This is a genomic window from Longimicrobium sp., assembly GCA_036389135.1.
Classification (GTDB): Bacteria; Gemmatimonadota; Gemmatimonadetes; order Longimicrobiales; family Longimicrobiaceae; genus Longimicrobium.
The window spans coordinates 35,945-47,955 of record DASVQP010000003.1 but is presented as its reverse complement, the minus strand read 5'-3'; the positions used below and the strand labels follow the sequence as shown (position 1 = coordinate 47,955).

Genomic DNA, 12,011 nt, shown 5'->3' with positions numbered 1-12,011 from the left:
TATGGAGGCGGGCCCGGGACGGCCCGCCGGCACCATCACCCATCCTGCACCGATGCTTCCAGACCGACACGCGGCAGCCTCCAGGCTTCGCCTGCGCCGGGCGCTGCTCTTTGCGGCGCTCGGCTACGCCTACGTGGCGGCCGTGCTCGCCCTGCTCTGCGGCGTGATCGTCCTTTCCGTGAAGCTCGGGCTGGGCGCGGTCGGCTGGTACGCGCTGGGCGGGCTGGTCTTCTACATGATCATCGCGCTCCTGGTGGGGTTCGCGCCCCCCACCGGAAGGCCCGTAACGCGGGAGGAGTGCCCCGAGCTCTTCCGCGCGATCGACCGCGCACGCGGGGAGATGCGCGCGCCCGCGCTGGACGGCGTGTTCCTGACCCACGAGCTGAACGCGGGTGTGATGGAGCGCCCGCGCTTCGGGACGGTGGGATGGACCCAGCGCTACCTCATGCTGGGCCTCCCCCTGCTGTACGCGCTCTCGGAGGACGAGATGCGCGCGATCCTGGCGCACGAGCTCGCCCACCTCTCGCGCCAGCACAGCCGCTCGCGCCGTCTCCTTGCGCGCGCGGAGGCGACCTGGCAGGTGCTGGTGACGGGCTTCACCCACTCGTTCCGCTGGGCCTCCTTTCTCTTCGTCCCCTTCTTTCGCTGGTACACGCCCCGCCTGGAGGCACGGACCCAGGAGGCGAGCCGGGGCCACGAGTTCGAGAGCGACCACCTCGCCGCGCGCGTGTCCGGCGTGGCGGTGGCGGCGCGCGCCCTCCTGCGCCTCACGTTGTGGACGGTGCGGCTGGAGCGGGTGGTGTGGCCGTCCGTCTTCCGCGGCTCGCTGGAGCGGCCCGCGCCCGCCGTGGACGACTTCCTCGGCGTGCTGGATGCGGTGGGCGAGCCGCTCGGCCGGGCGGAGCTGGAGCGCGGGGTGCGCGCGGCGCTGCGCGACCGCACGCTGGACAGCCACAGCCATCCCAGCCTGGCGGACCGCCTGGAGGCGCTGGGCGCGGACCCGGCGGAGGCGGAGCGCGCCCTGGCGGCGGGGGCCTCAGAATCGGGCGCGGCGGCGTTCCTGGGCCCGGCCGCCCCGGCGCTGGCCGCGGAGGTGGGCACGGCGTGGGCGGAGTCCGCCGGGCCGCTCTGGCGGCAGTGCCACGCCGACGCCCGCGTCTGGACGGATGCCGCGCAACCCGCCGCGGATGCGACGTGGGCGCACGCGCGCTGGGCGGCGCACTGCGAGCCCCCGGAGACCGCCATCCCCCTCCTCCGCCGCGTGCAGGACCGCACCGAGGCGCGCGTGCTCCTGGGCACCCTCCTCCTCCATCAGGAGGACCACGCCGCCCACGACGAGGCCGTGCGGCTGCTGGAAGCCGAGAGCCGCCGCGACACGGCGTCGGCCATCCAGGCCAACGAGGCGCTGGAGCAGTACTACGCGCGTGTGGGGTGGCCGCGCGACCTTCAGCGCTGCCGCGAGCGCCGCACCCGGCTGCGCGAGGTGGCGCTGCGTGCCCTGCAGGAGCGCGCCACGGTCTCGTGGCGCGACACGCTGCGCCCGTACCCCCTTCCGTCCTCCGCGCGCGACGAGCTCGTGGCGGCGCTGCGCGAGTTCCCGGAGATCCGCGGCGCGTACCTGGTGCAGAAGAAGTCGCGCGAGGACGGCGAGGCGCCGGCGGTGGTGCTCGCGGTAGAAGCGGGCACCCCCTGGTACCGGTACAGATCCGAGGGACGCACGCTGGAGGTGTGCCGGCGCCTCCTTCCCCGCATCCAGCTCCCCGAGCCCGTGGACGTAATCCTCCCTGTGGACAGCGCCTACTCGCTCCGCGCGCGGCTGCGCAACCTCGCCGGGGCCGAGGTCTACCGCCGGGAAGGGCCGCCCGCCGCCGCCGCGTCCGTCTCCGTCGGGTGGTCCGCGCCCGCGTGGTACTCGCCGCGCAACCTCCTGGTGGCGGGCGTCGTGGGAGTGGTTCTCATCGCCGGCATCGCCTCCGTCGCGGACCCGGACGACGCGCCCTCCACCGCCGCGGAGCAGTCTGCCGAGGTGGGCAAGCTCCGCGCGGCCGCCACCCTGAACCCCCAGGACCCGGTCGCGGCGCGCGATTACGCGTGGGCGCTGGTGGACGAGGAGAGGTGGGACGAAGCGGTTCCGGCGCTCGACGAGGCGGTGCGCCTCAACCCGAGCGACGTCAATCTGCGCAACTCGCTGGGGTGGGCGCTGATCCAGAAGGAGGAGTTCGCGGACGCCGTTTCGCACCTGCGCATCGCGACCGTCATGGACTCCGCGCACGTGGATGCGCGGCACAACCTCGCCTGGGCGCACCTGCGCCAGGGGCAGTACGCCGCGGCCGAGCCCGAGTACCGCCGAGTGATACGGCTGGCCCCGCGCCGCGCCAACGCGCACGCCGAGCTCGGCTCGGTGCTACTCTACCTGAACCGGCTGGACGAGTCCGAGCAGGAGCTGGACGAAGCGGTGCGCCTGGACGCCTCCGATCCCTGGACCCACCTGGTGCGCGCGCGGGTGAAGAAGGCGGTGGGCGATCTGGGCGCGGCTGCCGAATCGTATCGCAAAGCCGCTGCGCTCGATCCCCAGGCGTACATCTGGGTCGAAGTGGGGCACATCGAGCATCTGCGCGGCAACTTCCGCGAGTCCGCCGCCGCGTTCGAGATGGCCGCAAAGGCGGATCCGAAGTACTTCGAAAAGGACGAGTACCGGCGCGAGATCTGGGAGGCATCGCGCGCGGGGCGGATGTACGTGCCGCCCGAATCGTAGCGAACTGCAACCGCGTCCTCACACAGAGACACAGAGGGGTACAGCAAGGAATAGAGGGAGGGGCTTCTGTTCCTCTATGGCTTGCCGGCTCCCATCGGGCCGTCCGCATGCAGGGTGCGTTCGTGAGGTGGCTGTACGGTTGCGCCTCGGCAGGTTTATCTCAATATTGTGATTGACGGCGCGCGGTCGTCTGTTTATCGTCTCCCTCCACTCCGGAGGAGACGACGATGCCGCAGACCGTGGTGGTGTTCTACGCCGAGGGGAACGTGTGTCCCTTCCTAGAGTGGATGGACGGATTGAGCACCGGCGTGCAGGACAAGCTGATCGCCCGCGTCGAGCTGCTGGAGCGGAGCGGGCACGAGCTCCGGCGGCCGCACGCGGACACGCTGCGGGATGGAATCCACGAGTTGCGCGCGGTCTCTCAGCGGGTCAACTATCGCGTGCTCTACTTCTTCAACGGCAGGGTGGCGGTGATATCCCACGGGATTACCAAGGAAGGGAGGGTGCCACCCGGGGAGATCGACCTGGCGGTGGAGCGAAAACGGCGCTTCGCGGGCGCGCCGGAGAAGTACACGTACCGGGAGGAGCGTTGATCATGGAAAGGGAAGGCCGCACCCGGGGCGCAGGCGGCATCCTCCGGCGCCGCTACGTCGGTGGGAACGCAAGCCGCGCGGCCTCGGTAGAGCGGGAGCGGGCGAACGCGGAGATCGCGCAGTTGATTCACGACCGCCGCACCACGGCCGGCCTCACGCAGAAGCAGCTCGCGGAGCTGATCGGCACGCGCCAGTCGGTGATCAGCCGGCTGGAGGACGCGGACTACGACGGGCACTCGCTAAGCATGCTCCAGCGCGTCGCTGAGGCCCTGGAGCAGAAGGTCCAGGTGCGGATGACCCCGGCCGACCCCGAGGCGGGGACGATCCGCTTCGCGTTCCGCGAGATCATGCGCGGGTTGCGGAAGCGGAAGGGGCTCACCCTGGACGAGCTGGCGGACCGGATCGGCGCGGATCGGGAGGAGCTGGCGGCGATGGAGCGCCAGGAGGGCTACCAGCCGTCTCCGCATCTCCTCGACGAGCTCAGCCGCTTCTATGAGCTCCCCCAGCGGAAGCTTGCCGCGCTTGCCGGCGCCGTCTCGGGGGTGGAGCCGGCGCTCCGGGAGCAGGCTTCGCGCTTCGCCGCCCAGTTGGAATCGTTCGCCAAGCTGTCTGCCGCGGAGCGCCGCACGGTGGACGAGTTCGTGAGCTTCCTGAAGACCAGTCCCTGACCGCAACGGCAACTGCGGTCTCACACAGAGACACAGAGAGGTACAGCAAGGGAGAACTACAAGAAGTTCCTCTGGGTTCTTGCAGTTCTACTCTGCGTCTTTGTGTGAAACTGCCGAGGCATTGTCCCGCCACGGGGGGAAGGGTAGCTTCGGGCACTCCGAATCCACCCCTGCGACCGACGATGCCGAGCGACCCCATCCTCAGCCACAGCCACGTCCACGCCCCCGGCCGCACGCCCGAGCGTTGGCTCCTGGTGCTGCACGGCATCTATGGCTCCGGGCGCAACTGGGGCACGATCGCGCGGCGGCTGGTGGAGCGCCGGCCGGAGTGGGGCGCGGTGCTCACCGACCTGCGCATGCACGGCGGCTCGCGCGGCTTCGCGGGGCCGCACACCGTGGCCGCCAGCGCCGGGGACGTGGCCGCGCTCGCCGGGCACCTGCAGGGCGAGGTGGCGGCGGTGATGGGGCACTCGTTCGGCGGCAAGGTTGCGCTCACCTACGCGGGCACCGCACCGGCCGGGCTGCGGCAGGTGTGGATCATGGACTCCACCCCGGCCGTGCGCGCGCCGGAGGGGAGCGCGTGGCGGATGATCGAGGCGATCCGCTCGCTGCCACCCGAGTTCGCGTCGCGCGCGGAGGCGGTGCAGGGGCTGATGGCGAAGGGGTACGACGAGGGGCTGGGCGCGTGGATGGCCATCAACCTGGAGCCGCACGAGGGGCGCTACCGCTGGCGCCTGGACTTCGACGTGATGGAGGAGATGCTGCGCGACTTCTTCCGCGCCGACCTGTGGGAGACGGTGGCGCGCCCGCCGGAGCGGGTGGAACTGCACTTCGTGAAGGCCAGCGAGTCCAACACGCTGGAAGAGTCCGCCGCGGCGCGCGTGGAGGCGGCGGGGGCGGCCACCGGGCGCGTCTTCCTCCACCGGCTGGAGGGCGGGCACTGGATCAACACCGACAACCCCGAGGGGGTGCTCGACCTCCTCGTACGGAACCTGCCGTAGCCGTGTCGCTCATCATCCGCCGCGCCCACCCCGACGATGCCCCGCGCATGGCCGCTCTGGCGCGCGCCCATGCCGCCGCGGTGACGCCGGAGTACGTCGCGGCGCATCCTGTCTTCACCGCATCGGAGGGGACGCGGCTCGTAGGATTCTACGCGCTGGAGGACGAAGGGGAGCGCTGGACGCTCCGCCACCTCTGGGTCGCCCCGGAGTGGACGGGGCGGGGGCGCGGCCGGTGGATGTTCACCGACGCGGTGCGGCGCGTGCGCCGGGCCCACGCTGCGGCGCTGCGCCTGGTGCCCGAGCGGGGGGCGGAGGCGTTCTTTCTGAAGATGGGCGTCGCCGCGGTGGGGGGTGGGCCGGTGCTGGAGCTGGACCCCGCCACCTGGGAGGAGCCGCTTGCTGAAAGCATGTCAGACTCGGCCTTCGCCGAGTAGCACCAGCACCACGTCGCCCACGTTCGTCCCGGTGGGGCCGGTGACCACCAGCTCGCCGGTGGCGCGGAAGAAGGTGTGGCTGTCGTTGCGGTCGAGCGCGGCGCGCGCATCCTCGCCGCGCTCCCTTGCGCGCGCCACCGTGCCGGAGTCCACGATGGCCCCGGCGGCGGGGGTGGGCCCGTCCACTCCGTCCGTACCCAGCGTGGCGGCCACCACCCCGTCTTCATCGGCGATCTCCAGCGCAAGGGCGAGAGCGAGCTCCTGGTTGCGCCCGCCTCGCCCCTTTCCGCGCACCGTCACCGTCGTCTCGCCGCCGAAAAGGAGCGCGAGCGGGCCGTCGTGCTCCCCGCGCCGCCGCCGGGTGACCGCGGCGATCTCGCGGGCGGCGTCGCGCGCCTCTCCCTCCAGGTCGTCCGCGACGATCTCGGCGCGGTAGCCCAGCTCCTGCGCGGCGCGCGCTGCCCCGGCGAGCGCATCCCGCACCGACGCCACCACGTGCGCCGATGCGCGGCGGAACGCGGGGTCGCGGGGCTTGGGCGTCTCCGGTACCATCCCGGCGGCGCCGGCCTGGAGGTGGGCCATCACGGCATCGGGCGCCCTCAGCCCGTACTTCCGCAGCACGTCCACCGCCTGCGCAAAGGTGGTGGTGTCGGGCACGCCGGGCCCCGAACCGATCACGTCGAGCGGCGACGCTACCACGTCCGAGATCGCGAGCGTCACCAGCCTCGCCGGTGCGGCCGCGCGCGCCAGCCCGCCCCCCGCGATGCGCGACAGGTGCTTGCGCACGGCGTTCATCTCGCCGATCCCGGCCCCGGCGCGCAGGAGGGCCGCCGTCACCTCCCGCACGTCCGTGAGCCCCACCGCGGCCGGCGGGCACGGCCACAGTGCCGACGCCCCGCCGGAGAGCAGGCAGAGCACCAGGTCGCGCTCCCCCGCCGAGCGCGCCACCCGCAGCGCCGCCACCGCGCCGGCGAGGCCGTGCGTGTCCGGCACGGGGTGCGCGGCTTCCCACACCTCGATGCCCGGCAGCTCCGCGCGCCCGCCGTGCGGCACCGTGATGCATCCCCCCGCCGCGCGATCGCCGAGCACCTCCAGGGCACCGCGCGCCATTCCCGCCGCCGCCTTCCCCGCGCCCACCATCAGCACCCGCTCCACCTCCCCCAGCTCCACCCTCTCCCCGCCAACCGTCAGCGCATCGCCCTCACGCCCGAGTGCACGGAGCACGGCTTCGCGCGGGTCCACCGCATCTATCGCGGCGTCGAGGATGCGGCGGGCGTCGTCACGCAGGGGCATGGGCGGGTCTGGGGGTTAGGGCGGCGGGAAAGGGCGTGCGTGAGCTGGTGCGTCTCTAGCAATCGACACCGCATGTACCTACGTTGGCGCGCCAGATCACGCCACCCGTCGTGCAGCTCCGATCCTATGCTCCGGGGATATGACGATCAAGCGAATGGACAACGTTCTCATCGTTGTCGAAGACATCGAGGCTGCCAAGGCGTTCTTCACCGAGCTCGGGATGGAGCTGGAAGGCGAGACGACGGTCGAGGGGCGCTGGGTGGACCAGACCGTCGGCCTCGAAGGCGTCCGGGCCGACATTGCCATGATGCGGACCCCGGACGGCCACAGCCGGGTCGAGCTGACGAAGTTCCACACGCCGCCGCCAGTCAGAGCCGAGCCGGCAAACGCGCCGGCGAACACGCTGGGCATACGCCGCATCATGTTCGCCGTGGACGACGTCGACGACGTTGTTGCCCGCCTGCGCCGCCACGGTGCCGAGCTCGTCGGAGAGATCACGCAGTACGAGGACATCTACCGGCTCTGCTTCGTGCGCGGCCCCGAGGGCATCATCATCGGACTGGCCCAGCAGCTAAGGTGAGACTCTCGATGGCCGCGGCACCAACGCACTAACGCACTTACGCACTTCATCCCTTCACCGGCGTCAGCGCCGGGCGGCCGCCCAGCACCGCGTGCACGTTGCGGGCGGCGAGCATCGCCATCTCCGTGCGGGTGCCGCGCGTGGCGGAGCCGATGTGGGGGAGGAGGACGACGTTCGGGAGCTCCAGCAGGCCCGGGTGCACGGCGGGCTCGTGCTCGTACACGTCGAGCCCCGCCGCGGAGAGCGGCCCGTCGCGGAGGGCATCGACCAGGCCCGCTTCGTCCACCAGCGCGCCGCGGGCGGTGTTGATGAGGACGCTCCCCGGGCGCATCCGGCGGAGGGCGTCGCGGCCAAAGGCGTGGCGCGTCTCGGGAGTGAGCGGCGCGTGGAGCGACAGGACGTCGCTGCGGGCCAGGAGCCCGTCGAAGTCCACGCGCTCCGCCCCGAATGCGCGCTCGTCGTCAGCCGAAAGCGGGGTGCGGGAGTGGTAGACCACGCGCATCCCGAAGCCCCCAGCCCGCCGCGCGACCGCCCGCCCGATGCGTCCCATCCCAAAGATCCCCAGCGTCCGCCCTTCGAGGTCGCCGCCGAGGTAGTCCCAGAATCCCCACCCGCCGAACTCCCCCGCGCGCAGCGAGCGCTCCGCCTGCGGAAGCCGCCGCACCGCCGCCAGGATCAGCGCCCACGCCAGCTCCGCCGTCGCGCCGGTGAGGACGTCGGGGGTGTTGGTCACGACGATCCCGCGCGCGCGGCACGCCGCCACGTCCACGTGCTCGTACCCGACCACGGCGTTCGCAACCACGCGCAGCCGCGGCGCCCGCTCCAGCAGCGCCGCATCCACCCGGTTCGTCAGCAGGCAGAGGAGCGCCTGCGCCTCGCCCAGCGCATCGCGCCATCCATCCGGCCCGGCGACCGTCCCCACCTCGCGCAGCAACGCCAGCGCCTCGTCCGGAAGCGGAAAGGTGGTCGCGATGATCGGCTCAGGCATCATCCTCGAATTCGGCAAAAGCAGCTTCACACAGAGCCGCGGAGGGGAAGGGCAAGGGCACAGAGAAAACCTTTTTGTCGTTCCTTGCCGTTATCTCTGTGTCTCTGTGTGAGGGAAATTCCCGATGGCCTTCTCCCACAGCGATATGCTCGCGCCCGCCAGCCCCAGCTTGGTGTGCTCGCGGATGCTCATTTCGCTGAACCCCAGCGCCTTCACAACGGGATGGATGGCGAGGCGGCGGCGCTGGAAAGCGGTGCGCAGGCGGCGGATGCCAAGCGCGGCGAGGCGGCCTTCGAGCGCGGCCAGGGCCTCGCGCGCCACGCCCGTGCCCCGATGCGCGGGCGCGACCAGGATCATCCCCAGCAACGCCACGTCCGGCTCAGGATGCGCGGCCCACCAGCCAAGCGCGCCGGCATCGGTGCCGTCGGCCAGCGAGATCAGCGCAACCTCGCGGCCGGGGCGCGCGGCCGCCTCGCGGAGCTCGTGCGCGGCGCTCTCGGGCGTGGCACTCTCCAGCCCGGCCACGACGGCGAAGTAGTCCGGCGTGGCGTCGAAGACGGCCTGCAGGCGCGGCGCGTCGTCCAGCCCCAGCGGGCGGATGACGAGACGCGCGGACTCGATGACGGGATCTTCCTGGGACGGCACGCGCTGCACGGTTCGGGACACGGCGGAAGCGGGCCGGGAAGTTGCCCCGGACCGGCCCGTGGCGTCAAGTTACCCACCGCGCGCGTCCGCCCGTGGATGCGGCCGGGGGAGATCCACAGCGGAAGGCGGGGAGCGGTTCGGTGAGCGCACAACTGGAGTCGCGGCACTTCTACAACACGGGCGACGCGGTGCAGCACGTGGCCGGCGTCATGGGCTGGATCGTGGAGGGGTTCGCCCTCTGGGCCGTGGTCCGCTGGGACGATGGCAGGCAGGAAGAGGTGGACCAGCTCGACCCCACCATCTGGGTGGTGGAGCGGGCGGCGAGGGAGTAGCGTTCACCGGAACAGGAGCGGCACGATGAAGTACGCGGTCGTCATCGAACGGGGCCCGACCGGTTTCGGCGCGTACGCTCCCGACCTTCCGGGGTGCGCCGCCGTCGCGGAGAGCGAGGAAGAGGTGCGCGAGCTGATCCGAGAAGCCATCGAATTCCACCTCGACGCGTTGCGCGAGGACGGCGCGGCGATCCCGGCCTCCGTGACGCGCATCGGGTACGTCGAAGTGCCGGATGCGGGGTGCTGATGGCGCACTTCGACCCGAGCTGGTGCGCCCGCATCAACGCGCACAAAGCCGCCGAGCCCGCCGCTCCCCCGCCTGAGCCCGCGCCCCCACGTTTCCGCGAAATGGAGGTGCCCACGCAGCACTTCTGCGACATCTGCGGTGTGGAGATGTACGACCACAACTGCAAGATCGTCTGCCCCAACTGCGGATACAAACGGGACTGCACGGACCCGTGAGCGAGCTGCTGTGATCGATGCTGATGATCAACAAAGCCCGGTTCCGCCGTCGCGGAGCCGGGCTTTTTGCGTAAAGGAGCGCTGGCGGGCTCCGCGCGCCTGCGGCCGGGCAGCGCGTGCGGCGGCTGGCGGAACGTTGCGATTGTGCGCGGCGTGCGGTGCGACGATTTTGGATGCGCAAAGGCACCTCCCGTCACACGACACGAGAGCACACACGCGATGGCGACGATCGATACACCCGGTGCGATGGAGGCCGCCGAGGCGCTCCTGCACGAGCGATTCGGGCTCCCGGAGTTCAGGGCGGGGCAGCGCCAGGTCATCGAAGCGCTCTTTGAACACGGCGGGGCGCTGGCCGTCTTCCCCACGGGCGGGGGAAAATCGCTCTGCTACCAGCTCCCGGCGCTCCTTTTGGATGGGGTGACGGTGGTGATCTCGCCACTGATCGCGCTGATGAAGGACCAGATCGACTACCTGCGCTCGCGCGGGATCGAGGCGGCGCGGCTGGACAGCTCGCTGGAGCGCCAGGAGATCGCCTCGGTGGAGCGCGGGCTGCGCGCGGGGACGCTGAAGCTGCTGTACGTCGCGCCGGAGCGCTTCAACAACGAGCGTTTCCTGGAGCAGCTCGGGCGGGTGAGGATCTCGCTCTTCGCCGTCGACGAGGCGCACTGCATCTCGCAGTGGGGGCACAACTTCCGGCCAGACTACCTGAAGCTCGCCGAGACGGCGCGCACCCTGGGGGTGGAGCGAATCCTTGCGCTCACGGCTACCGCGACCCCCACCGTCGTGCAGGACATCTGCGACAGCTTCGGGATCGCCCCCGGGGGTGCGGTCGTCACCGGCTTCCACCGGCCCAACCTGTTCCTCTCCACCCACCCGGTGGCGTCGTCAGAGCGGGACCGCGTGCTGATGGAGCGCATCCGCTCCCGCCCGCCGGGCCCCGGGATCGTGTACGTGACGCTCCAGAAGACCGCCGAGAGTGTCGCCGAGATGCTTGCCGAGGCTGGCATTCCCGCGCGTGCCTACCATGCCGGCATGGATTCCGAGCTCCGCTCCGAGGTGCAGGAGTGGTGGAAGGGCTCCGACCGCGCCACCGTGGTGGCGACCATCGCCTTCGGAATGGGGATCGACAAGGCGGACGTGCGCTACGTCTACCACTACAACCTCCCCAAGGGGCTGGAGAGCTACAGCCAGGAGATCGGCCGGGCGGGGCGCGACGGGCTGGACTCCACCGTAGAGGTGCTGGGGAGCATGGAGGACGTGGCGACGCTGGAGAACTTCGCCTACGGCGACACGCCAGACCGCGAGTCGATCCGCGGCCTCCTTCGCTGGATCGACGCGGAGCCCGCCACCTTCGAGATCGCGCAGCTCAAGCTGGCCAACCAGCACGACCTGCGGCAGCTCGTCCTGCGCACGGCGCTCACCTACCTGGAGCTGCTGGGGGTGATCCGCCAGGGGACGCCCTTCTACGCGGGCTACAAGGCGAAGCTCCTGGCGCCGCTCCCAGAGGTCGTTGGGCGATTCTCCGGGGAGCGCGCGCGGTTCATCGGGGCTCTGTTCGGACAGGCGAAGTTCGGGCGCACGCTCTACACCATCGAGCCCGACGAGCCGGTGCTGGGCACGGTGGACCGCGGCCGTGTGGTGCGCGCGCTGGAGTACCTGTCCGAGCAGGGATTGGCGGAGCTGCAGGTTACCGACCTGCGCCAGCGCTACTCCAAGCTCGTCCCGCGGCTGGACGTGGAGGCGCTGACGGGCGAGCTGGAGGCGCGCTTCGTCCAGCGAGAGGTGGGGGAGGTGGAGCGGATCGGTCAGGTGGTGGAGCTGGTGGAGCGCGACGGGTGCCAGACCAACGTGCTCCTGGAGTACTTCGGCGAGGTGCGCGCGGCGCCGTGCGGCCACTGCACCTGGTGCTCGACGAGGACGCCTACCCGCTTCCCAGCGCTTCCACCGCACCCGCCGGTGGAGCGCGAGATCGACGCCGGCGCCTTTCGCGCGCTGTGCGCCAAGCACCCGGACGCGCTCGGCACCGCGCGGCGGCGGGCGCGCTTCCTCTGCGGCCTCTCCACCCCGGCGCTCACGCAGGCAAAGCTGACCCGCAACCCCCTCTTCGCCGCCCTCGAGGACCGCCGCTTCGCCGAGGTGCTCGCGTGGTGCGAGGCGATGTAGGAGGGCTTCGGTCTGCTACTGTGGTTCGATCTGGCGGGAGCCTGAGCCACCAGCCGTGGAGAAAGGTTGGCCATCTCCGGGTCAACACTCTCCTCGA

The 12,011-nt window shown here is 71.4% G+C and carries 13 protein-coding genes; 10 read left to right on the top strand and 3 right to left on the bottom strand.

Annotated features, from left to right (window positions below; translation table 11 throughout):
- The first annotated feature begins 52 nt into the window (after positions 1-52).
- The 5 genes from VF584_01095 to VF584_01075 all read left to right on the top strand — a co-directional run bounded on the left by VF584_01095 (position 53) and on the right by VF584_01075 (position 5,451).
- Positions 53-2,755 carry a tetratricopeptide repeat protein gene (locus VF584_01095; protein HEX8208751.1) on the top strand — a complete coding sequence of 901 codons (2,703 nt, stop codon included), beginning with the start codon at positions 53-55 and terminating at the stop codon, positions 2,753-2,755.
- Positions 2,756-2,982: 227 nt separating this feature from the next.
- Complete coding sequence (locus VF584_01090) at positions 2,983-3,348, top strand: type II toxin-antitoxin system RelE/ParE family toxin (protein HEX8208750.1); 366 nt, start codon at positions 2,983-2,985, stop codon at positions 3,346-3,348.
- A gap of 2 nt (positions 3,349-3,350) precedes the next feature.
- A complete protein-coding gene (locus VF584_01085) occupies positions 3,351-4,016 on the top strand; it encodes a helix-turn-helix domain-containing protein (GenBank protein HEX8208749.1) in 666 nt (221 codons plus the stop codon).
- A gap of 182 nt (positions 4,017-4,198) precedes the next feature.
- Positions 4,199-5,017 (top strand): alpha/beta hydrolase, encoded by an 819-nt coding sequence (locus VF584_01080; GenBank protein HEX8208748.1) that lies wholly within the window; start codon positions 4,199-4,201, stop codon positions 5,015-5,017.
- 2 nt (positions 5,018-5,019) lie between these two features.
- Positions 5,020-5,451, top strand: coding sequence for a GNAT family N-acetyltransferase (locus VF584_01075; GenBank protein HEX8208747.1), 432 nt, complete (start codon positions 5,020-5,022; stop codon positions 5,449-5,451).
- Here VF584_01075 and VF584_01070 read toward each other — a convergent pair.
- The gene (locus VF584_01070) at positions 5,428-6,744 is read right to left on the bottom strand and encodes a DUF4147 domain-containing protein (protein HEX8208746.1); all 1,317 of its coding nucleotides are present in this window, start codon (positions 6,742-6,744) and stop codon (positions 5,428-5,430) included. The genes VF584_01075 and VF584_01070 overlap by 24 nt on opposite strands.
- A gap of 154 nt (positions 6,745-6,898) precedes the next feature.
- Between VF584_01070 and VF584_01065 the strand changes: the two genes are divergently transcribed.
- Positions 6,899-7,324 (top strand): VOC family protein, encoded by a 426-nt coding sequence (locus VF584_01065; GenBank protein ID HEX8208745.1) that lies wholly within the window; start codon positions 6,899-6,901, stop codon positions 7,322-7,324.
- Positions 7,325-7,370: 46 nt separating this feature from the next.
- On the opposite strand, the gene VF584_01060 is transcribed toward VF584_01065, so the two are convergent.
- Together VF584_01060 and VF584_01055 are read right to left on the bottom strand one after the other, a co-directional pair.
- Positions 7,371-8,312 carry a D-glycerate dehydrogenase gene (locus VF584_01060; GenBank protein ID HEX8208744.1) on the bottom strand — a complete coding sequence of 314 codons (942 nt, stop codon included), beginning with the start codon at positions 8,310-8,312 and terminating at the stop codon, positions 7,371-7,373.
- A gap of 90 nt (positions 8,313-8,402) precedes the next feature.
- The gene (locus VF584_01055; protein ID HEX8208743.1) at positions 8,403-8,978 is read right to left on the bottom strand and encodes a GNAT family N-acetyltransferase; all 576 of its coding nucleotides are present in this window, start codon (positions 8,976-8,978) and stop codon (positions 8,403-8,405) included.
- 119 nt (positions 8,979-9,097) lie between these two features.
- Here VF584_01055 and VF584_01050 point away from each other — a divergent pair, with 119 nt between their 5' ends.
- From VF584_01050 to VF584_01035, 4 genes are all read left to right on the top strand, one after another.
- Positions 9,098-9,289 carry a hypothetical protein gene (locus VF584_01050; protein HEX8208742.1) on the top strand — a complete coding sequence of 64 codons (192 nt, stop codon included), beginning with the start codon at positions 9,098-9,100 and terminating at the stop codon, positions 9,287-9,289.
- 25 nt (positions 9,290-9,314) lie between these two features.
- Positions 9,315-9,536: a type II toxin-antitoxin system HicB family antitoxin gene (locus VF584_01045; GenBank protein ID HEX8208741.1), complete on the top strand. Its 222-nt coding sequence runs from the start codon at positions 9,315-9,317 to the stop codon at positions 9,534-9,536.
- On the top strand, positions 9,536-9,751 hold the full coding sequence (locus tag VF584_01040; protein ID HEX8208740.1) for a hypothetical protein: 216 nt from the start codon (positions 9,536-9,538) through the stop codon (positions 9,749-9,751). Before VF584_01045 ends, VF584_01040 begins: the two co-directional genes overlap by 1 nt.
- Positions 9,752-9,970: 219 nt before the next feature.
- Positions 9,971-11,914 (top strand): ATP-dependent DNA helicase RecQ, encoded by a 1,944-nt coding sequence (locus VF584_01035; protein ID HEX8208739.1) that lies wholly within the window; start codon positions 9,971-9,973, stop codon positions 11,912-11,914.
- Positions 11,915-12,011 lie beyond the last annotated feature (97 nt).